Source organism: Candidatus Enterovibrio escicola, from assembly GCF_002464935.1.
GTDB lineage: Bacteria > Pseudomonadota > Gammaproteobacteria > Enterobacterales > Vibrionaceae > Enterovibrio > Enterovibrio escicola.
Window position 1 is genome coordinate 98,883 of record NZ_NBYY01000028.1, and the last position, 21,941, is coordinate 120,823.

Consider the following 21,941-nt stretch of genomic DNA (forward strand, 5'->3'; position numbering starts at 1 on the left):
TAACATATGAAGATCTCTTTGCTGTCTTACGACAAGGTTCACGATAAATTTCTGTTCATACTCGGACATCAGATGCCTGCCATCGGAGCACCAATTGTGGTGTTATCAGCATTGGCAATGGTGGTGTTGCCCGTGCCTTCACTGCTGCTAGACCTGTCGTTCACTTTTAATATCGCGTTGTCTCTAGTTGTATTGTTGGTCACAATATATACTCGGAGACCGCTAGACTTTGCTGCATTTCCTACCATTCTCCTGATCTCAACTTTGTTGCGCTTAGCGCTAAATGTCGCTTCAACGCGTGTAGTATTATTACATGGACATGAAGGACCCTCCGCGGCGGGACAGGTAATTGAAGCTTTTGGTTCGGTAGTGATCGGTGGTAACTATACGGTTGGTTTGATTGTATTCATCATATTGATGATAATTAACTTTATAGTTATTACTAAAGGTGCCGGACGTATATCAGAAGTGAGTGCTCGGTTTACATTGGACGCCTTGCCAGGTAAACAGATGGCGATTGATGCCGATTTGAATGCTGGTCTTATCAACCAAGATCAAGCTAGGGTTCGCCGTGAAGAAGTGACTAAGGAAGCAGATTTTTATGGCTCAATGGATGGTGCATCAAAATTTGTAAAAGGGGATGCTATTGCAGGTATTTTAATTCTGGTGATGAATATCGTCGGTGGTTTCGCTATTGGTATGATTCAACATGATTTAGAATTTACGGAAGCAATTGGAATTTATATTCTTCTGACTATTGGTGATGGCCTAGTTGCACAAATTCCATCGTTGTTGCTGTCTATTGGCGCTGCGATCATGGTAACTCGTCAAAATATAGATGAAGACATGGGGCAGGAGTTAGTATTCCAGTTGGTCTCAAACCCTAAAGCATTGATCATATCGACGTGTATCTTGGTAGTTATGGGAATTGTTCCTGGTATGCCGCATATTCCATTTTTATCAATGGCTTTAGTATGTGGTGGTTTTTCTTACTGGAAAATTAAGAAGAAAGAAACAGCTGAGTTAATAACACAAAATACACCTGAACAGGAAACTATCTCGTCTAAACACAAAGACCTTTCTTGGGATGATGTACAGCCTGTCGATGTAATCGGTCTGGAAGTTGGTTACCGTCTTATTTCAATGGTTGATCGCGACCAAGGTGGAGAACTTCTTGATCGTGTTAAAGGTGTGCGTAAAAAGTTGTCGCAAGATTTTGGTTTCCTTATTCCTCCGGTTCACATTCGAGATAACCTTGAACTGCCACCAAACAGTTACCGTATTACGTTGATGGGAGTAGCTGTAGGCGAAGCTAATATCCGCCCTGACAATGAATTAGCGATTAACCCAGGACAGATTTTTGGCTCGATTGAGGGTGAATCAACGATTGATCCTGCATTTGGTTTGGAAGCTGTGTGGATTGAAAAATCTCAACGTGAACACGCACAGGCGCTGGGTTATACCGTGGTTGATTCAGCGACTGTTCTGGCAACACATTTAAGTCAAATGCTGACGAATAATGCGGAGCAATTGTTAGGGTATGAAGAAGCACAGAGCCTTATTTCGCTGTTAGCGAAGCAGGCACCACGACTGGTAGAAGGGCTAATCCCTGATATCCTTTCATTAGGTGTGGTGGTAAAAGTAATGCAGAACCTGCTGAATGAAGCCATTCCTATTAGAGATATACGAACCATCGTACAAACTCTTTCTGAGTACGCGCCAAAAAGTCAAGATCCTGACATCTTGACCTCAGCAGTTCGCATCTCTCTAAAGCGTTTAATCGTTCAAGAAATCAATGGAGTCGGTCAAGAATTACCTGTGATTACTTTAGTTCCAGAATTGGAGCAAATATTGCATAAAACTATGCAAGTGTCGGGGGGCGAGTCTACTGGAATTGAACCTGGTTTGGCAGAGCGTTTACAGCAAAGTTTGGCGGAAGCGACACAGCAGCAAGAATTGTTGGGTGAGCCCGCCGTGTTGTTAACATCCGGTGTACTGCGCTCAACTTTAGCTAAGTTTGTAAAGAACACTATTCCTACGCTTCGGGTTCTTTCTTACCAAGAAGTGTCTGATGAAAAACAAATAAGAATTGTGAGAGCGGTTGGGAACTGATGTTGAACATCAGTAAATCAGGACAACGATTTTGAAAATTAAACGATTTTTTGCGAAAAACATGCGAACGGCATTGGCTGAAGTGAAAGAAGCGTTAGGTGCTGATGCAGTCATTATGTCCAATAAAAAAGTGACGGGGGGAGTCGAAATTGTGGCGGCCATAGATACAGAAACGCCAACACACTATGTGGATAACAAGGTTGTTCGCTCACAAATGTCATCAGGCAGGGATCGATCACAACAAAAATCCCAGCTCGCAGATGATAAGATCTCTATACGTCGATATGTAGACCAAGAAACCACAAAAAAACCGTTAGGAAGTGCACTTGGAAATAAGTTTTCAAGTTTGCTAGATTGTTATCAATCTAATTTACCTGAAAGTCAGAGTATCGATGATACTGGAAATGTGGTGCGTCGTAGTCAAAGTGAATCTTTATACAAGGCACAGTTATCAGTAGAAGGTCAGAACGGAAATAGTAGTAATGACGTATCGCAAGATGCATTGATGCAACACAGTTCTGCAGACAATAGGGGTGTACGAAAATATGATTTTTCTCATAGATATGGCAGTTCTCAGAACCATGCCATTTCGCAACGTAACAATGTTAATTCGCACTCCCAGCAACAAGCAAAAAGCCAAGATCTGGATAGGTTATATTGTCAAAAACGTGTTGAAGTCAATCGGAGAGAGATGCGTGTTGAATCGTGTAATTCGTCTCCTCGTCAAATAAGTGAAATGGAAGCCGTGCGTACAGAAATGTTAACTATCCGTAACCTGCTCGAACATCAGTTAGCAGGTTTGATGTGGCAAGAAGTTGAGCGAAAAGAACCGCTCAGGGCTATGTTGATTAAACGATTGGAGAGAATGGGTCTTTCTCCGGTGCTTGCTGATCAACTTGCTGGCTATATTCCAGAAGAAACTTCACCGAGTGAGGCATGGTCAGAATTGCTTAATTTACTGGCGGATCAGGTGATTACATCGAACGAGAATTTATCAGAAATGCTCGGTGTAGTAGCTCTTTTAGGACCAACAGGTGTAGGAAAAACCACCACAATCGCAAAATTAGCGGCTCGGGCTGCTATGGACTTTGGTTCAGAAGAAATTGCGTTGGTGACAACGGATACATTTCGTATCGGTGCGCACGAGCAACTTACTACGTACGGTAGAATATTAGGTTGCACGGTTAAAGTTGCCAAAGATGCTGATGCATTGGCCGATATCTTATACCAGTTACGTCATCGACGACTGATTTTATTGGATACAGCGGGGATGGGACAACGGGATCTCAGATTATCCGAACAACTAGATACTCTAATTCAGAGCAAGGATTCACATATCCGGAGTCTACTAGTGTTACCAGCGACGTCACAACGTCGTGTGTTACAGGAAACGATCGACCATTTCCGGCGTATTCCATTATCAGGGTGTGTTTTGACGAAGCTGGATGAATCCCTTAGTCTTGGGGAATTACTCAGTGTTACCATTGAAAATGCTCTTCCAGTAATGTATCTAGCTGAGGGTCAGAGGGTACCGGAAGATATTCGCCAAGCTAGTGGTCGATATTTGGTTAACAAGGCCAGTGAATTAATGGATCAAGATTCAGAGCAGCAAAACCATTACTGGAGTCATGATATACCAGAGCCGAATGTGGCGGACTTTTATGATTGATACAACTATCCATGATCAAGCAAGCGGTCTCCGACGACTAACAAACTCTACTCGTACCAAAGTAATAACTGTTACGGGCGGTAAAGGTGGTGTGGGTAAAACAAACATTACACTCGGTATGGCCACTTCAATGGCGAAGCAGGGTAAAAAAGTGATGGTGTTGGATGCTGATTTAGGACTGGCAAATATCGACGTGTTGCTTGGTCTGCGCGTAGGAAAAAATCTCAGTCATGTTATGCAAGGTATTTGTGACCTGAAGGATATTATCGTAGAAGGTCCACATGGTATGCGCATTATACCTGCATCATCGGGTATGCGTGGAATGACAGAGCTTTCTACCTCTCAACATGCAGGTCTTATCCGTGCATTTGGTTCCTTAGATGAAGGAGTTGATGTTTTGTTGGTTGATACAGCGGCAGGGATTTCAGACATGGTATTAAGTTTTTCTCGGGCGGCGCAAGATGTTGTTATAGTAGTATGCGACGAACCTACCTCTATCACTGATGCTTATGCGTTGATTAAACTATTAAGTCGTGAACATGGTGTTACTCGATTCAAAATTGTGACTAATATGATACATAGTTACCGAGAGGGTCATGAGCTTTTCATGAAATTAACTCGTGTAACGGAGAGATTTTTAAATGCTAATCTAGAATTAGTAGCATGTGTACCATTAGATGAACGTGTGCGTCAGGCGGTGAAGAGACAAAAGGTCGTGGTTGATGCATACCCCAGTTCTCCCGCAGCGCTGGCGGTCAATACTTTGGCAAACAAAGCACTGACATGGCCAGTACCTCGCATCCTTAGTGGACATTTAGAATTTTTTGTTGAGCGATTGCTCATTCGAGACGAAGCAGCTGGAGATTACCTAAGTGAGTAGGGTTCTCACCTATAGAAGATCAGGAGAATCAACCGCGTCAGTTGTAAAACAATATTCCACACTGGTCAAACGTATTGCCCATCATTTAGTCGCTAAATTGCCTCCAAATGTTCAGGTTCAGGATTTGATACAGGCTGGCATGATTGGCCTGCTAGAAGCGCAAAAAAACTATAAACCGTCAAAGGGGGCGAGTTTTGAAACCTATGCAGGTATTAGGATTCGTGGTTCGATGCTTGATGACATTCGCAAAGGAGATTGGGTACCGCGCTCAGTACACAAAAATAACCGTCAGATTAGGGATGCGATCGCGCAACTGGAAGGAGAATTAGGACGAGATCCTAATGACAGTGAAATAGCAAAACGCTTGGCTATGAGTCTTACTCAATACCATAATGCGTTAAACGACATTTATTCTGGGCGTCTCATTGGGATGGAGGGTTTGGAGGTTCAAGAAGATACTTTTGTTATAAAAAATAATAGAGAAGAGAACCTTCCCTTTCAGCAAGTTGTAGAAGATAGATTTAAAGAGCACCTAGCTAGAGCTATCAGGGGACTTCCTGAAAGAGAGGTTCTGGTACTCTCTCTTTATTATGATGAGGAACTTAATCTTAAAGAGATAGGTGCCATTATTGGGGTTAGTGAATCCCGAGTTTGCCAGATACAAAATCAAGCAATGCATCGGTTACGAACCAAGTTATCTGCTTGGTCAAAGTAAGTTTCGACAATTATAAGGGATCTCACTGGAGGCAACTTTGGACACAAGCGTGAAAATCCTCATTGTTGACGACTTTTCAACAATGCGTCGTATCGTTAAAAACCTTCTCCGTGATCTGGGCTTCAGCAATACTGTTGAAGCAGATGACGGCTTAACAGCTCTGCCAATCCTAAAGAAAGGTGGTATTGATTTCGTAGTTACTGATTGGAATATGCCAGGCATGCAGGGCATTGATTTACTTAAGAACATTCGTGCAGATGATAGTCTAAAACATCTACCAGTACTGATGATTACCGCTGAAGCAAAGCGTGAACAAATCGTTGAAGCAGCTCAAGCTGGTGTTAATGGTTATATAGTTAAACCATTTACAGCCACTACGTTAAAGGAAAAAATTGATAAGATTTTTCAGCGTATGTGATCTGTTTCTTCGCCTAGTGAAGGATTATAAATACGATGATTACACTCGAGCAAGCTAAAAAATTGGTCAGTTTTCTCGAAGAAGGGAATAAGAAGGATGCAAATGAATTACTGGTAAAAATGTCCAGTGACCCATACAATCCGCTCTTTAAAGAAGTAGGAAAATTGACTCGGCAACTGCACGATTCTCTTGCTAATTTCCGTTTGGATCCAAGAATTAGTGATTTAGCGACGACTGAGATCCCTGATGCGAAAAACCGCCTTAAATTTGTTATAGAAACAACGGAGATTGCTGCAAATCGAACTATGGATGTAGTAGAAGCTACGTTGCCAATTGCGGATAACCTTCATAAATGCCTGTCTCAGGTTCGTCCACAGTGGGATAACCTAATGGGAGGTCGAATTGACCTAGTTAGCTTTAAAGATCTCTGTTATAAGATTGACGGATTATTGACGCAAGTGGAAGGAGATACGGCGAAGCTACATGGTCAATTGACCGAAATTCTGATGGCGCAAGATTTCCAAGATTTAACTGGACAGGTTATTCGTCGTGTTATCGATTTAGTGCAGGAAGTTGAAAACCAATTAGTTGATATCCTGACTGCATTTGGTTTGGATGATGACCACAAACAAATAGAACAAAAAACAGAAATCGAAGCTGAGGGGCCTATTGTTACTAAAGATCTTCGTCAGGAAAAAGAAGTGATGAAAAGTCAGGATGATGTAGACGATTTACTTTTAAGTCTTGGTTTTTAGGGGTGTGTCATGAGCTTTGAAATGGATGAAGAAATCCTGCATGACTTTCTGATTGAAGCAGGTGAAATCCTAGAATTGTTGTCCGAACAGTTGGTCGATTTAGAGAAATCTCCAAATGATCGCGATTTACTCAATGCCATTTTTCGTGGCTTCCACACGGTTAAAGGCGGGGCAGGATTTTTATCACTGCAAGAGTTGGTTGAGACTTGTCATGGTGCAGAGAGTATTTTTGATAACCTTCGCAATGGAGGTCGTCAGTTGACATCTGAAATGATGGATATCATCCTTCAAGCACTTGATACCGCTAATGCTCAATTTTCTTGCGTGCAAACTAATGAAACTACTAATGTAGCAGATCCTGTGTTATTAGAAGCTCTGCACAAATACAGTAGACCGGTTTCTTCTGAAGAGGAACTGATCGAAGAAGCTGTTACAACTGATCCATCTGGAATCTCTGTAGATGGTGGTGTGATCGCAGGGTGCTCAGTTGATGAAATTACTGATGATGAATTTGATATTTTGTTGGATCAGTTACATGGCAAAGGCCAAGACCCTAAGAGTAATCCGTTACAAAATGCTGAAGCACTAGCCCCTTCTTCTAATAGTGATGACATCACTGATGATGAATTTGAGAAACTCCTCGACGATTTGCATGGTTTAGGTAAAAGTCCTACTGTTACTTGTAACGCTGTTCCAGCGGAATCACTATCTAAATATGTAACAGTTGAGAGTCCAAGCTCTGGTGAAATAACAGACGATGAGTTCGAAAATCTGTTGGATGAGCTTCACGGTAAAGGTAAAAGCCCATTAGAAAGCAATGTTAAGAAGGCAGATGCTCCAAAAGTTGAGGCTAAACCTATAGATGTATCTTCTCCCAAGATGGGATCGAAGCCAACATCTAAACCAACATATAGATCGGAAGAATTGGAGGTTAAGAGATCTACTGTTTCAGTACAAAAACCAGTAAAAATGGAAGATAAAAGATCATTAACGTCTCAGATTGATCAAACTGTCCGTGTTAATACCTCGACGCTTGATACCATCATGAACATGGTTGGAGAACTGGTTCTGGTTCGCAACCGATTAGTTAGCTTAGGAGCCGACTGTGATGATGAAAACATGGCGAAAGCCGTTACCAACTTGGATGTGGTAACTGCTGACTTGCAAGGCGCGGTAATGCAGACTCGTATGCAACCCATTAAAAAAATTTTCGGGCGCTTCCCTAGAGTTGTTCGAGATTTGGCACGAGTTCTGAAGAAAGATATCGTGCTGGAAATGCGTGGTGAAGATACTGATTTGGATAAAAACTTGGTTGAAGCACTGGCTGACCCAATGGTTCACTTGGTACGAAATTCTGTTGATCACGGTATCGAAATGCCTGGCGTTCGTGAAAAAATCGGTAAATCCCGCGTGGGTACAGTGACTTTAGCTGCATCACAAGAAGGAGACCATATTCTACTCACTATAGAAGATGATGGAGGTGGCATGGATGCTGTCAAGCTTCGTAGCATTGCGGTTGATCGTGGTGTGATGGACGTAGATGCCGCCGCACGACTGTCAGATTTAGAATCATTTAACCTAATTTTTGCACCAGGATTTTCGACGAAAATAGAGATCTCGGATATTTCAGGGCGTGGTGTGGGGATGGATGTGGTGAAAACCGCAATCACTCAGCTCAATGGTACGATCTCTATCGATTCAGTGTTAGGTCGTGGTACCATAATTTCAATCAAAGTTCCCCTAACACTCGCGATCCTACCTACTTTGATGGTGGGTATCGGGAAGAACCCGTTCGCATTTCCGTTATCCAATGTTAATGAAATTATTACGTTAGATTTGTCTAAAACCAATACTGTTGATGGTCAGCTGACACTTATTGTCCGTGATAAAGCCATCCCACTATTTTATTTACAGGAGTGGTTATGTAAAACAGGTGTTGAGAATTTAGGAAGCGGGCACGTGGTAATAGTTCAAATGGGACACAAATCCGTTGCGTTTGTGGTTGATTCACTTATTGGGCAAGAAGAGGTGGTCATAAAACCATTAGATGAATTACTTAAAGGCACCCCTGGAATGGCGGGTGCAACAATTACCAGTGATGGGCACATTGCCTTGATTTTGGATGTTCAAAATCTGCTGAAACGTTACGCTAGACGATAACAGTAAACAGGAATGACATGGTAGTGAAAGTATTGGTGGTAGATGATTCAATTTTTTTCCGTCGCCGTGTTAGTGAAATTATCAATGGTGATCCTCGTCTTCAAGTCATCGAATGTGCAGTAAATGGAAAGGACGCTGTTGAGAAAGTAGCGTTACTGAAGCCTGATATCATCACAATGGATATTGAAATGCCTGTGATGGATGGGATAACAGCTGTTCGTGAAATCATGAAGTCAAACCCTAGGCCAATTTTGATGTTCTCTTCGCTAACGCATGACGGTGCAAAAGCAACACTCAATGCATTGGATGCGGGAGCCCTCGACTTTTTACCAAAGAAATTTGAAGACATTGCACTTAATCGTGATGATGCTGCAACTTTGTTGCAGCAGCGTATCGTTGAAATTTCACGGAAACGTTTATTTATGCGATGTCCTCCAGATATCGTTTGTTCAGCAATGGCTGTGCCCCTTGGAACAGAGTCTTCTATGAGAAAGCAATTAAATTCCATTTCGAATGGAAGAGCCTCTAAATTTCTATCTGTTGGCAGATGTTTTGAAGCCAGTGGTAAGCGGTATAGATTGGTGGTAATTGGTACGTCAACAGGTGGTCCGGTTGCGTTACAGCAAGTATTAAAGGCCCTGCCAGCGAATTTTCCTATACCAATAGTGTTAATCCAGCATATGCCATCAACATTTACAGGTGCTTTTGCGCAACGTCTCAATGGTCTATGCAAAATTTCAGTAAAAGAAGCGGAAGATGGAGACAAGCTACAGGCCGGTATTGCTTACCTAGCACCTGGAGGTATGCAAATGATGATTAAAGGTCATCATAGTACTGCTCGTATTAGACTTATTGAGGGTGGAAACCGAATGAATTATAAACCCAGTGTCGATGTGACCTTTTGTTCAGCCGCCAAGACCTATGGTGATAAAGTATTATCCCTAGTATTGACAGGGATGGGAGCAGATGGTCGTGAGGGTGCAAGAATGTTAAAGGAAGTGGGTGCTACAGTATGGGCTCAGGATGAAGAAAGCTGTGTTGTCTATGGTATGCCTCGTGCTGTTGTTAAAGCAGGGATTTCTACCGAAGATCTTCCCCTCGATAGAGTTGCTGAACGCATCCTCGTCGAACTCAATCTAGTATAAGGATTTGTTTTGATAGTCTGGAGCATTGCAAACCAGAAAGGTGGTGTTGGAAAAACAACTTCAACGATTGCCTTAGCTGGTCTTCTCAGTGAGAGAAATAAGCGTGTATTGCTGATTGATACAGATCCTCATGCGTCTCTGACGATTTATCTGAATTATGATTCAGATAAACTTCCTTATTCCTTGTTTGATCTCTTTCAGTTGCAGACTATCAACCGTGACATGATTAAGCCACTGATCCTAAATACTATGTATAAAAATCTCGATCTATTAGCATCGCATATGTCATTGGCGACGTTAGATCGTGCAATGGGTAACCGCGGTGGTATGGGTTTGATGCTGAAAAAAACCTTGGCATGTTTAAAAGAAGAGTACGATTTCGCACTCATTGATTGCCCACCAATTCTAGGAGTTATGATGGTGAACGCTATGGCAGCTAGTACCCGCATTCTTATTCCTGTTCAAACGGAGTTTCTCGCTATGAAGGGACTCGAGCGGATGATGCGTACGCTTCAAATTATGCAAAAAACTCGGAGTTCAGCTTTTAAGGTGTGTATTATACCGACCATGTATGACAAACGTACACGTGCCTCTCTTGAAACCCTCCAAAAACTAAAAGTACTGTATCCAGGTCAAATTTGGTCATCGGCGGTACCTATTGATACTAAATTTCGTGATGCTAGTTTAAAGCATATACCACCTTCGTATTACGCTAAGAATTGTCGTGGTGTGTTTGCATATAAAACATTGCTCTCTTATTTAGAACGACTTGAGCAGGATGAAAGATAATCGCGATATATCCAGTATTCAGGCACTGGATTCTTATTTTGAGGCGTTGTTGCTCGACGAAGTTCTGTTTCAGTTCGAAGATATAGATATGATATTGAAATCGGTTGCAGATCTTAATGTGACACCAACACTTAGGCTTCAGTCTAGATTGATCAACAATTCAGTGGAGTCTACAGGTGTATCATCAATGCAAGCAGAGCTTGATCTTTCACATGTTGAAAAACTGTTTGGTCAGTTAAAACTAGATGAAAACATGGAAGTGGAAATCATTTCTGAGCAAAAATTGGTTATTGATACTGATGTTATGGCAAACAAAGAGGTCTTGGTTGAAATAAAGACTGAAAATACTGAAAACGCATTCATGGCATATGCGGATGAAGTGATTGAGCCTGTGAAAGAGGTTATGGCTTCATATCCACATGTAGATACAGAAATCTACGTTAATGATGAGTCTGAGGTACAAACAAAGAGAGAGATAGTCTCTCCTTGGCAAAATATCACGACAAAAGATGTGTTTCAGGTTTTGTTTTTTGAATCCGTAGGTGTGACCTATGCTGTACCATTAGCAGAACTTGGTGGAATTCATCGTCTGAAAGAGTGTAATCACTTGATGGGTCGACCTGCTTGGTATTTGGGATTACAGACCGAACGGAACCATCAATTTGATATTGTGGATACCGGAAAGTGGATGATGGCTGAAAGAATAACATATGATAACCATCGAGATGACTATAATTATATTGTACTCTTAGGCGACAGTAAATGGGGCTTGGCTTGTGATGTCCTACAAGGGACTGAATTACTCAAAATTGAGCAAGTGCAGTGGAGATTACAAGTGGGTAAACGGCCATGGTTAACTGGATTAGTCAAAGAGAAAATGTGTGCACTTCTCCATGTCGAAGCTCTTGTTACCCTGCTTAATCAAGGTGTTGATGCCAAGGCGTTGATGTAGAACAGCACGTTAAGGGAGGAATGAATGTCTCAAGTTTCTGAAGTTCAAAAAGAAAATGTGAGTGATGAGATCCTGCAGTGGGTAACCTTCCAGCTAGAAAACGAAACCTATGGCATTAATGTCATGCAGGTACGGGAAGTTTTACGTTATTCTGAAATTGCACCTGTCCCAGGTGCACCAGACTATGTTCATGGTATCATTAATCTTCGTGGTAATGTTGTTACAGTGATTGATACACGTTCGCGCTTTGGTTTGATACAAGGTGAGCTCAGTGACAACACGCGCGTGATCGTTATTGAAGCGGGATCCCAAGTTATTGGGATCATGGTCGATAGTGTGGCAGAGGTAGTTTACCTAAAAACCTCTGAAATCGATACTACACCAAGTGTAGGTACGGATGAGAGCGCTAAATTTATCCAAGGAGTGAGCAATCGTAACGGTAACCTATTGATTCTCGTAGACCTGAATAAACTGCTCTCTGACGAAGAGTGGTCTGATATGAGTGTGTTGTGAATGTTTGACTTTGTATTGTATTGGTTTCCATTCTGGGTTTCTACCGTCGTCAGTTTGGTTGTTTCTTTGTTGCTTTATCGAGGGAACAAGTCTAGGATAAAATTAGAAGTCAAGTTTCAAGCTATGGAACTTTTATGTAAACATTTCCGTCAGAAACAAGAGAGCCTAATAAAGCAGTTCAATGAATTACGTTCAGGTTCGATGGGTATGAGTCAAAAACTTGCAGAATTGTCTGAACGTTTCGACAATCTTATTGAGAAACAAAACGAGTTGGAGATGTGTGATCCAGAAGGGCGTCTCTACAGTCGTGCAAATAAAATGGTAGAGTTAGGTGCAGATATTTATGAATTGATGGAAGAGTGTGATCTTCCAAAAGCGGAAGCTGAACTTCTCCTCAGCATCAAAAAACAGCGTATAGTTAGGTAAGTCTTAGCACCCTCTGTGGCAGATTCATAACAAGTGATTCAAGCTGATATGGCCAGATAATATTAGGGGATCATTATCTATAGCGATAAAAAATATTTAGTTGTCTCCCTTGAAGCAACACTCATCGAGAAAGGGGTTACTATCATCATGAATACACGGAAGAACAGGACACGAAAGGTGATGAGGCTTTGGAATTGTCTTATTTTAAGAAAGTGCTATACACCATATTTACTCCCTGTCGCCCTGTGCTTATCGACAAGGCTAAGTACCTCTAATAGAGGTAAATATGGCGTGTTGATCTTTCATGAGTGTTCTCTGAACTGCACGGTGAAGCCTTTTAATCACTTCACCAAAAATAAATTTAGCCTGCAACACTATGCCTAAAACCATGTTAACTGATAATTGCTATGAACTCTGTTACTCCAACTAATGAAAATATTGGTCGTTTTTATGACAAGTTTGAACATAAAATGACTATTAAAAGTATTCAACATCAGATGTGAACTGGTATTCTATGGTGACATTTACCATGTTTATTTGAAGGGTTAAGAAGTGTGAATTAACGATTTAAACTTTGGCCTAAAAAAGGCAGTTTAGAAAAAATTTTTGAAGAGTTATTTAAAATTTCTGAACTCAAATGGGTCTGTATTGAAGGCTCAATTGTTTGAGCGCATCCACACAGTACTGGGGTAGTGATTTCAAAGCATGATAAATAGGAAAAAACTGTAGCGGTAATTCGCTAAAGAGGCGTCTTGCTTAACTACTTCTAATTATCAAAAGGACAAAGGTACGATATTATTCATGCAAAAAGTTTTTTAAACTACCTTTTCGAAGTCAATAGTATAGTTACTGATAAGGCTTATGACAGCAGGTAATTCAGAGAACATGTAAAGCCTACAGGTGGAAAAAATATCATTCCTAAGCGAAATTATCGGCAAGTATATCGTATACATTGAAATCAGCTGTGCACTAAAATGCAACATGGAATAGGGATAACAGATTGAAAAGTAAATTGAATGTCCTTCTTTTACGACAACCACCTGCGTGAGTAATGATTTTCTTCAATCGAAGCACTCATTCGTAACAAAATGAGTGCTGGCTATTTCGGAATCTAAGCAAAACCATTGCTCATCTGCTTCCTATATAAAAAGAGGGAATGTGGTTAAAAACAGCATTTATAGCAAGTTTAATAATTTACTCTTATATCCCTGCCTGACATACCGTGTATGTATATTTAAACTGTAAGGCTTAGAAATATGACTGCTTTCTAACTGTTTTAGTGTGTGGGAAAAACGATATCTAGTACCAATGGTAGTTATAATGATTTCCATGAAAAAACAGATATTTTATACAAAACAATCTATATGAGTAGCGGATAGAAGAATAATCTGTTTCTTAACAGGACCATAAAAAAGTGAAACATATGGTACTAATACGGCGTGGTGTTGTTTCCTAAATATCTGCACTAATTGCAATTCCTACGATCAAATTATCATGGAGTTAAGCTGGAGGTTATGATGGGGAAGGGCAAACACAAGATCAGCACCTGGAAACAATATAATCAAGTATTAGTAAACCGAAGTTCAGTTACTTTTTGGATAAACGTCGCTGCCATTAAGGCATGGCATTATCTAAATCATCACGGCCGTGGGTTTATATTTTCAGATACCAAGATTGAACCCGCACTAACGGCGAAAGATATTTTCAGGCTTCTAAATCGTGGATTAGAAGGTTTTTTCAGTACGGTTCTTACGTTGATGGATATCCCGCTTAAATTCCCTACATACACCTGCATTAGTAAGCGTTCGAAGACCGTAGAACTTAAGTACCGTTTACCGCGTCAAGGAGCTGTTGCCCACGTCGTTATTGATACCACAGGTCGTAAAGGTATACGTCAAAGGTGAATGGAAAACGCGTAAACAAGGTAAGGATAAGCGGCGTATCTGGCGAAAACTTCATCTTGCCGTTGATGTGTTTACGCATGAGGTTATTGCTGCAGAAGTTAGTCTAGTTTATGTGGGTGACAATGAAGTTTTACCTACATTGATTAATCCATCATGACGAAAGATACAGCAAGTCAGTGCTAATGGATACTATGACACAAAAGCATGTCACCACGTATTGAAAACCAAAGGACTAACGCTCAGTATTCCACCTCTAAGCGACGCGGGGTACTGGGAGGAAGGGTATTCTAGAAATGAAGCAGTAAAGGCGTTGAAAGAGGATAAACTGGCGTAGTGGAAAAGGAGAGTGGTTATCACCAACGCTCATTAGCAGAGACAGCAATGTTTCTCTATAAACAGTTGTTCAGATCTAAACTCGCTCTTCGTAATTAAAATGCTAGAATTGGTGAAGTGCTGGCAAATATGAAAGAGATTAACAAAGTTATAAGACTCTATATGACTGCTCGCCATCAAACAAATTAAGACTGTAAAAAAGATTGGGATCAGTGAGTTATAGGCTTGATTTAATCAACAATGCCGTAGGGAGTTAGTTTTGTTGACCCCTGAAAAAGTTAACTAATGTGCGTCATTGATGAAACATAAATTTAATAATTACTGCATGAAAACTTCGGGGTGGTTTCCTTATCGAGGAGAGAGATGTTTGTAATGATTTTTAGAATCCCTATGTTATCTCTCCGTTAGATTGTGCATATCTTTATGGGAAAACGATATTTGTCATGTTGGAAATGTGTCAACTAAGCTGCATGCGTGGAATACAAGTATTATTTGAAGACCTGAGTTTTACCATATTCCCCGGTGATCTTGTACAAGTGCAAGGTTCTAATGGCACAGGTAAAACAACCTTGCTTCGAATTATTGCTGGGTTGAAATTAGCAGAGTCTGGAGATGTACTTTGGTACGGTAATTCGATTTATAGAGAAAAAGATGAATTTAGTAGAGAACTTCTATTTCTGGGACACATCACAGGTGTGAAACGTGACTTGACTGCTTATGAGAATCTTGCATTTTATCAAAAAATGCATGGTGTGATTGATGAGGTATGCCTGTGTGAAGCACTTATTCGTGTCGGTTTGGTGGGCAGAGAAGATGTACCAGCAGCAAAATTGTCGGCAGGTCAAAATCGACGTATTGCACTTGCACGGTTATGGATTAGTACATCTAAATTATGGATTCTCGATGAACCACTTACCTCCATCGATAAGGAGGGCGTTAAGGTATTGGAATACTTATTCCAACAACATGTTGACAATGGAGGTATGGTTATATTTACGACTCACCAAGATATATTCGAAGGTAACACTATGTTACGTCGCGTTAGGTTGGGGGTGTAATGGTTAGTGCATTAGTTAAAATGATACGGCACGAATTGCTGATTGCATACCGGCGTCAATCGGATATATTAAACCCGCTGTGGTTTTTTATTATCGTCATTACTTTGTTTCCACTGGGTGTCGGTTCAGGATCGAAGCTTTTAGCTGACATTGCTCCTAGCATTATTTGGGTGGCAGCGCTACTAGCAACTGTTGTATCATTGGAACGATTGTTCAGAGATGATTTTAGCGATGGCTCATTAGAGCAAATGTTATTGATGCCGTCACCACTACCAGTCCTTGCTTTTGCAAAGATTCTTGCACACTGGTTATTGACAGGTTTACCTCTGTTAATCATAAGCCCACTGTTAGCCGTGTTACTTTCACTTGACTGGTTATCTTATAAGGCCGTAGTAATAACACTGTTACTTGGTACTCCAACTCTGAACTTTATGGGTGCCATTGGCGTTGCTCTGACAGTTAGGTTGAGAAACGGTGGTGTTCTTCTCAGTCTTCTAGTCTTACCTCTTTTTATTCCAGTATTGATATTCGCTACGTCGGCGATTGATATGGCTTCCCATGGATTTTCAATCAATGGGCAGCTTGCCATTCTTACTGCCATGCTGGTGGGATCGGCAACATTGTCTCCCTTTGCAGTGTCTGCTGCACTGCGGGCCAGTGTTCAATAGTTTTATATTTAACGAAGAGTGATATGTGTAATGTTAAAATGGCTTCATCTTTACGCTAAATCCGAAGCAACGTACCAGTTATGTAACATGCTATTGCCATGGTTATCCATGTTGTCGGTGTTATCTTTGATTACAGGAACAGTCTGGGGATTTGCATTTGTGCCTTCGGACTACCAGCAAGGAGACAGTTTTAGGATTATATATATTCATGTACCTGCCGCGTTCTGGTCTATGGGTGCATATCTGTCGATGGTAATTGCCGCTTTCATTGGTTTGGTATGGCAAATAAAAACATTAAACCGAGTGGCAGCAGCAATAGCGCCTGTGGGTGCCGTTTTTACCTTTATAGCATTAGTGACGGGTGCAGTGTGGGGTAAACCGATGTGGGGTGCTTGGTGGGTATGGGACGCAAGATTGACCTCTGAACTTATCCTTTTGTTTCTGTATCTGGGTGTTATTGCACTTTACAATTCATTTGAGGATGAGCGTACTTCGGTTCGTATTGCTGGAATATTGGCGATGGTAGGCGTTGTTAACTTACCGATCATTCACTTTTCGGTTGAGTGGTGGAATACCCTACATCAAGGTGCGTCTATCACCAAGTTTGCAAAACCGTCTATTGCACCAGATATGTTGTGGCCGCTACTGCTGAATATATTAGGTTTTGCACTTTTTCTTGGTGCGTTAACCTTAATGGGATTAAGGAATAACATTCTGCAACGTGAAGCCCACCGTCCTTGGGTGCGACAATTGGTAGAAATAGGATAACTATGTATTTTGTTTCCTTCTCTGCATTCTTAGAAATGGGGGGGTATGCTGCTTATGTATGGGGTGCTTTTACCATAACCTTCGGTGCGCTCTTCTGGCTCGTGATCTCAGCACAACTTACTCGTCGTAAACTTTTCCTTGAAATAAAAAATCAATTTGCCAGAGAACAACGTATTAATAAAACCAAAAGGATGGAGAATACGTTATGAAGCCAAGACGTAAAAAACGGTTAGGGTTAGCTGTAGCTTTGGTCGTCGTAACAAGCACAGTAGTTGGACTGGTGATTTATTCGTTGAATCAGAACATGAATCTATTTTACACACCAACACAATTGATAAACGGTAAACTTGACGGAACTAAGCCTCAAGTCGGTCAAATATTGCGTATTGGTGGTATGGTCGTTGCAAATTCGGTTAAGCGAGATCCTGAGACGTTGAGAATCAGTTTTAAGGTAGTGGATATCGGTCCGGAAGTCACTGTGTTGTTTGAAGGTATACTGCCCGATCTTTTCCGTGAAGGGCAGGGTATTGTTGTGCAAGGTGAGTTGGTGGGGAGTACTACTGTTAAAGCGCAAGAAGTGTTGTCAAAGCATGACGAAGAGTACATGTCGTCTGAAATTGCAGCAGCAATGAAACTAGACTCATCTGGCTCTTGAGTACACCTCGAAATAAGAAGGTAGATACTAATGATTCCTGAATTGGGGCATTTTTCTCTCATTATTTCCCTTGGTCTATCTGTGTTACTGAGCATATATCCTATTTGGGGTGCACAGATCGGAAATCAAGCCATGATGCGTTCCGCGTGTCCACTGGCTATCGGTATGTTTCTAATGATAGGGATGTCATTCTTTTCATTGAGTTGGGCATTTTATATCAACGATTTTACTGTGAGTTATGTTGCAAGTAACTCCAATAGCGAATTACCGTGGTATTACCGTCTTACTGCCGTTTGGGGTGCACACGAAGGTTCGCTTGTGCTGTGGATGTTGATTCAAGGGGGTTGGACCGTTGCAGTTGGGCTGTTTAGTCGTGGAATGCCGCACGAGTCTGTGGCTCGCGTGCTTTCCGTTATGGGTATGGTAGGAGTTGGTTTCCTGATAATTATCATTGTTACTTCAAACCCATTCGAACGTACGCTTCCATATTTTTCAGTGGATGGTCGTGACCTCAACCCGCTATTACAAGATCCTGGATTGATTATTCATCCACCAATGCTTTATATGGGTTATGTCGGTTTCTCTGTCGCCTTTGCTTTTGCTATCGCATCTCTGATGACGAATCGTTTTGATATGGCGTGGGCTCGCTGGTTTCGTATATGGACGACAGCTGCGTGGGTTTTTCTAACACTGGGTATCGCGTTGGGTTCTTGGTGGGCGTATTACGAGCTGGGGTGGGGAGGCTGGTGGTTTTGGGATCCGGTTGAAAATGCCGCCCTTATGCCGTGGCTTATCGGGACAGCGCTGATTCATTCCTTAGCTGTATCAGAAAAACGAGGTATCTTTAAAGCGTGGACTGTTTTGTTGGCGATCTTAGCATTCTCGTTGAGTCTGTTTGGTACATTCCTTGTCCGCTCTGGTCTGTTGGTTTCTGTGCATACATTTGCATCAGATCCTACCCGTGCGCTATTTATTCTGGCCTTTTTGGCGGCGGTAATTGGTGGTTCGCTATTACTTTATGCACTGCGTGTCTCAGCAATTCGTACTCGTGGTAATTTCCAACTTATTTCTCGTGAAAATGCACTATTGGCTAATAACATTCTACTGATTGCCGCGTTATTTGTCGTTTTACTTGGTACTTTGTTGCCGTTAGTACACAAGCAAATTGGTCTAGGATCAGTATCAATCGGTGAACCGTTCTTCAATTTACTGTTCACTTGGTTAGCTGTGCCGTTTGTTTTCCTACTGGGTATTGGTCCATTAGTTCGTTGGAAACGTGGTAACTTCACCAACGTGAAGAAAGCATTGATTGTTAGTGGTTCGGTATCTGTGGTTGTTGGGATTGGTGTGGTTTGGATATTTGCTGATTTCTTTATGCCGCTTGCGGCGTTGGGTGCTGTGATGTGTTTCTGGATCATCATTACACAATCTGTTGAAGTATATCAGAGTGCAACCGATCATCATCATTTGATGACAGGTTTACAGAGGTTGGGTTGTAGCCATTGGGCAATGGTGTGTGGTCACATTGGCTTAGGTGTCTTAATTTTGGGCATTGCGATGGTACAACACTATGACATTGAATTGGATGTAAAGATGACAGTGGGCGATACTGTTGAAGTCAAAGGCTACCATTTTTATTTTGTAGGATTGCGTGATAAAGAGGGGCCTAACTACAATGGATATATTGCTGACTTTGATATCTATCGTAGAAATAAACTAATCAATCAGCTTCATGCTGAAAAGCGCTTCTATAACGTGCAACGTTCTATGATGACAGAGGCGGCAATCGACCGTGGCATTACTCGCGATTTATACTTGGCGATGGGTGAGCGATTAGATGACGATTCATGGGCTTTTCGTATTTACTATAAGCCATTTATACGCTGGATCTGGTTCGGTGCAATCATCATGTCTATCGGTGGTTTATTGTCTATGTCTGATAAGCGATATCGTTTTCGTCAGAAAACGAAACGTAAATTAGCGATTTAAGATAATCCAATGAAGGGAATTTGAGGGTGAAGCGTCCATTATTGTTTATTCCATTCGTTCTTTTCATGGCGATGGTTACTGTATTCTTTATTCAGTTAACACGAAATGTAAATGGTGATGATCCGAGTAAACTTGAATCGGTGCTGGTAGGTAAGACAGTGCCTAACTTTCGCCTTGAAGATTTGGAGCACGCGGAAAAACTCCACGATCAGAGTATTTTTCGTGGTCAACCATTGCTATTGAATGTTTGGGCAACTTGGTGTCAAACGTGTTATGCAGAGCATTTATTTCTGAATGATCTGATGGCTGATGATGTGAAAATTATTGGTCTTAACTATAAAGATGACCGCGTGAAAGCGATTGGTTGGTTGAACCAATTAGGGAACCCTTATCGGGTGAGTTTATTTGATGGAAATGGCATGTTGGGTCTTGATCTCGGGGTTTATGGTGTGCCGGAAACCTTCCTTATTAATGCGAAGGGTGTCATTCGTTATCGCCATGCTGGTGATGTGAACTCAAGAAATTGGGAAGATACGTTGGAGCCTATATATAAACAAATGTTGGAGGAGGATCTGGGATGATGAAGTGTCTGTTTTTTACAGGGCTCCTTGCCGCTGGGGTTATTTTCTCATCGCATGCTATCATGGAAGTATACAAGTTTGATACGCCTGAAAAAGAAGCTATATTTCGCAAATTAAGTAATGAGCTTCGCTGCCCGAAATGTCAAAACAATAATATTGCAGATTCTAATTCCAGTTTGGCACGAGATCTTCGTATGAAAGTGTATGAAATGCTCATAGAAGGGAAAAATGAATCAGAAATTACTGATTACATGATTGCTCGTTATGGCAATTTTATTATATATAATCCACCTGTAATAGCATCAACATTGATCTTGTGGGCAGGTCCTGCATTGTTTGTCTTTGGTGGTTTTACAGTTTTGGTGATGCGGAGCCAAAGAAGTAATGCGAGTAAAAATCTTGTACGTCTTGATAATGAAGAAAAATCAAGACTGGTTATATTGTTAAATGAGACAGTGGTGACAAAAGAGAATGAGGATAATATAGGATGACCGAAGTGTTGTTCTGGATGATCACTGCGTTGATGGTGCTTTCTTCGATTACGCTCTTAATTTTTCCGATATTTCTTGAAAAAGATAAAAATGAGTCTGCTCGACGTGATGAACTGAATAAGGCGTTCTTTCGTGATCGGATGGAGGAGTTGCAAGAAGAAACCCAGAAAGGTCGGGTAGAAAACCAGAGTGAACTTGTAACCGAACTTCAGCAGTCACTGCTTGACGACATTCCTTCTCAAAAGCATACGGAAAGTAAAGTTAGGTTTTTACCAATAATGCTGTTACCTGGTGTTATTTTTCTCGTGTTATTGAGCTATTTTTTATATGCTATTTTCGGTAACATACATAACGTGGTGCTATGGTACCATACAGCAGATAAATTACCTGAACTGTCACAGAGATTAATGTTAGAAACCGACATTCAAATGAACAAACATGAAATGGATGCGTTGATATTGGCGCTACGTACTAAGCTACAACAAACGCCCAATGATGCCATTGGATGGTTGCTTTTAGGGCGTATTGGGATGAAAAATCGCGATATTAAAACTGCAGAGGGGGCGATGATAAAAGCGTATAAACTGGCTCCTGATAACGTCGATATTAAGTTTAGTTACGCGCAATTATTGATCTTTATGGGTGGTGAAAACAATGCTGCAATAGCACGTAAACTGCTTCTTGATGTGACTAATAAAGATCATGCGAACATGTGAGCGTTGTCATTCTTGGCATCTGAAGAATTAGAATGAACTTCCAGAAAACTACCAACGAATTCCGATGTTGTAACGAAGCATTGAAAATGCCGAAGCACAAATAAAAGTTGGTAGTGGAAAGTCTGTATCTGTAACCATTTCACTTGATCCATGATGAGCATTTGCCAAAAGACGGTGTATTAACTTTATCTGTTCATTCTGAGGTTGGTGTACAAATTCCAGTTTTGGTGAAGTGACTACAACT

At 41.2% G+C, this 21,941-nt stretch carries 21 protein-coding genes and 2 pseudogenes; all 23 read left to right on the forward strand.

All coding sequences use genetic code 11. The annotated features are described in order from the left end of the window. The first annotated feature begins 6 nt into the window (after nt 1-6). On the forward strand, nt 7-2,112 hold the full coding sequence (flhA, locus tag BTN49_RS09310; RefSeq protein ID WP_097356960.1) for a flagellar biosynthesis protein FlhA: 2,106 nt from the start codon (nt 7-9) through the stop codon (nt 2,110-2,112). Between the two features lie 31 nt (nt 2,113-2,143). After that, complete coding sequence (gene flhF, locus BTN49_RS09315; protein WP_097356961.1) at nt 2,144-3,781, forward strand: flagellar biosynthesis protein FlhF; 1,638 nt, start codon at nt 2,144-2,146, stop codon at nt 3,779-3,781. After that, nucleotides 3,774-4,661: a MinD/ParA family protein gene (locus BTN49_RS09320; RefSeq protein WP_097356962.1), complete on the forward strand. Its 888-nt coding sequence runs from the start codon at nt 3,774-3,776 to the stop codon at nt 4,659-4,661. Before flhF ends, BTN49_RS09320 begins: the two co-directional genes overlap by 8 nt. Continuing rightward, entirely contained in the window at nt 4,654-5,376 is a 723-nt protein-coding gene (locus tag BTN49_RS09325; protein ID WP_097356963.1) for an RNA polymerase sigma factor FliA, read from the forward strand. The genes BTN49_RS09320 and BTN49_RS09325 overlap by 8 nt, the downstream gene beginning before the upstream one ends. 49 nt (nt 5,377-5,425) lie before the next feature. Continuing rightward, nucleotides 5,426-5,794, forward strand: coding sequence for a chemotaxis response regulator CheY (locus BTN49_RS09330; protein ID WP_097356997.1), 369 nt, complete (start codon nt 5,426-5,428; stop codon nt 5,792-5,794). Between the two features lie 35 nt (nt 5,795-5,829). Further along, nucleotides 5,830-6,549 (forward strand): protein phosphatase CheZ, encoded by a 720-nt coding sequence (locus tag BTN49_RS09335; RefSeq protein WP_097356964.1) that lies wholly within the window; start codon nt 5,830-5,832, stop codon nt 6,547-6,549. 9 nt (nt 6,550-6,558) lie between these two features. Continuing rightward, nucleotides 6,559-8,709 carry a chemotaxis protein CheA gene (locus tag BTN49_RS09340; protein WP_097356965.1) on the forward strand — a complete coding sequence of 717 codons (2,151 nt, stop codon included), beginning with the start codon at nt 6,559-6,561 and terminating at the stop codon, nt 8,707-8,709. Nucleotides 8,710-8,726: 17 nt separating this feature from the next. Beyond that, nucleotides 8,727-9,854, forward strand: a complete 1,128-nt coding sequence (locus BTN49_RS09345) for a protein-glutamate methylesterase/protein-glutamine glutaminase (protein ID WP_097356966.1) — start codon at nt 8,727-8,729, stop codon at nt 9,852-9,854. A 9-nt stretch (nt 9,855-9,863) separates the two neighbouring features. Beyond that, nucleotides 9,864-10,643, forward strand: a complete 780-nt coding sequence (locus BTN49_RS09350; RefSeq protein ID WP_097356967.1) for a ParA family protein — start codon at nt 9,864-9,866, stop codon at nt 10,641-10,643. After that, nucleotides 10,633-11,595, forward strand: coding sequence for a chemotaxis protein CheW (locus tag BTN49_RS09355; RefSeq protein ID WP_097356968.1), 963 nt, complete (start codon nt 10,633-10,635; stop codon nt 11,593-11,595). The genes BTN49_RS09350 and BTN49_RS09355 overlap by 11 nt, the downstream gene beginning before the upstream one ends. Nucleotides 11,596-11,619: 24 nt before the next feature. Beyond that, nucleotides 11,620-12,108 carry a chemotaxis protein CheW gene (locus BTN49_RS09360; RefSeq protein ID WP_097356969.1) on the forward strand — a complete coding sequence of 163 codons (489 nt, stop codon included), beginning with the start codon at nt 11,620-11,622 and terminating at the stop codon, nt 12,106-12,108. After that, the gene (locus tag BTN49_RS09365) at nt 12,109-12,534 is read left to right on the forward strand and encodes a DUF2802 domain-containing protein (RefSeq protein ID WP_097356970.1); all 426 of its coding nucleotides are present in this window, start codon (nt 12,109-12,111) and stop codon (nt 12,532-12,534) included. 75 nt (nt 12,535-12,609) lie between these two features. After that, nucleotides 12,610-12,918, forward strand: coding sequence for a hypothetical protein (locus tag BTN49_RS21090; RefSeq protein ID WP_394336671.1), 309 nt, complete (start codon nt 12,610-12,612; stop codon nt 12,916-12,918). 1,133 nt (nt 12,919-14,051) lie between these two features. Further along, a pseudogene (locus BTN49_RS09370) lies at nt 14,052-14,960 on the forward strand (IS5 family transposase). Between the two features lie 254 nt (nt 14,961-15,214). Beyond that, complete coding sequence (ccmA, locus tag BTN49_RS09375; protein ID WP_097356971.1) at nt 15,215-15,829, forward strand: cytochrome c biogenesis heme-transporting ATPase CcmA; 615 nt, start codon at nt 15,215-15,217, stop codon at nt 15,827-15,829. Beyond that, complete coding sequence (gene ccmB / locus BTN49_RS09380) at nt 15,829-16,497, forward strand: heme exporter protein CcmB (RefSeq protein ID WP_097356972.1); 669 nt, start codon at nt 15,829-15,831, stop codon at nt 16,495-16,497. The genes ccmA and ccmB overlap by 1 nt, the downstream gene beginning before the upstream one ends. Nucleotides 16,498-16,527: 30 nt before the next feature. Continuing rightward, on the forward strand, nt 16,528-17,265 hold the full coding sequence (locus BTN49_RS09385; protein WP_097356973.1) for a heme ABC transporter permease: 738 nt from the start codon (nt 16,528-16,530) through the stop codon (nt 17,263-17,265). A 2-nt stretch (nt 17,266-17,267) separates the two neighbouring features. Continuing rightward, complete coding sequence (gene ccmD / locus BTN49_RS09390; protein WP_097356974.1) at nt 17,268-17,474, forward strand: heme exporter protein CcmD; 207 nt, start codon at nt 17,268-17,270, stop codon at nt 17,472-17,474. Continuing rightward, nucleotides 17,471-17,936 (forward strand): annotated as a pseudogene (gene ccmE, locus BTN49_RS09395) (cytochrome c maturation protein CcmE). The gene ccmD and the pseudogene ccmE overlap by 4 nt, the downstream one beginning before the upstream one ends. Nucleotides 17,937-17,950: 14 nt before the next feature. Then, nucleotides 17,951-19,909: a heme lyase CcmF/NrfE family subunit gene (locus BTN49_RS09400; RefSeq protein WP_097356975.1), complete on the forward strand. Its 1,959-nt coding sequence runs from the start codon at nt 17,951-17,953 to the stop codon at nt 19,907-19,909. 26 nt (nt 19,910-19,935) lie between these two features. Beyond that, nucleotides 19,936-20,490 carry a DsbE family thiol:disulfide interchange protein gene (locus BTN49_RS09405; protein ID WP_097356976.1) on the forward strand — a complete coding sequence of 185 codons (555 nt, stop codon included), beginning with the start codon at nt 19,936-19,938 and terminating at the stop codon, nt 20,488-20,490. After that, nucleotides 20,490-20,981: a cytochrome c-type biogenesis protein gene (locus BTN49_RS09410; protein WP_394336667.1), complete on the forward strand. Its 492-nt coding sequence runs from the start codon at nt 20,490-20,492 to the stop codon at nt 20,979-20,981. The genes BTN49_RS09405 and BTN49_RS09410 overlap by 1 nt, the downstream gene beginning before the upstream one ends. Then, the gene (ccmI, locus tag BTN49_RS18215) at nt 20,978-21,697 is read left to right on the forward strand and encodes a c-type cytochrome biogenesis protein CcmI (protein WP_223823690.1); all 720 of its coding nucleotides are present in this window, start codon (nt 20,978-20,980) and stop codon (nt 21,695-21,697) included. The genes BTN49_RS09410 and ccmI overlap by 4 nt, the downstream gene beginning before the upstream one ends. The last annotated feature ends 244 nt before the right edge of the window (nt 21,698-21,941 follow it).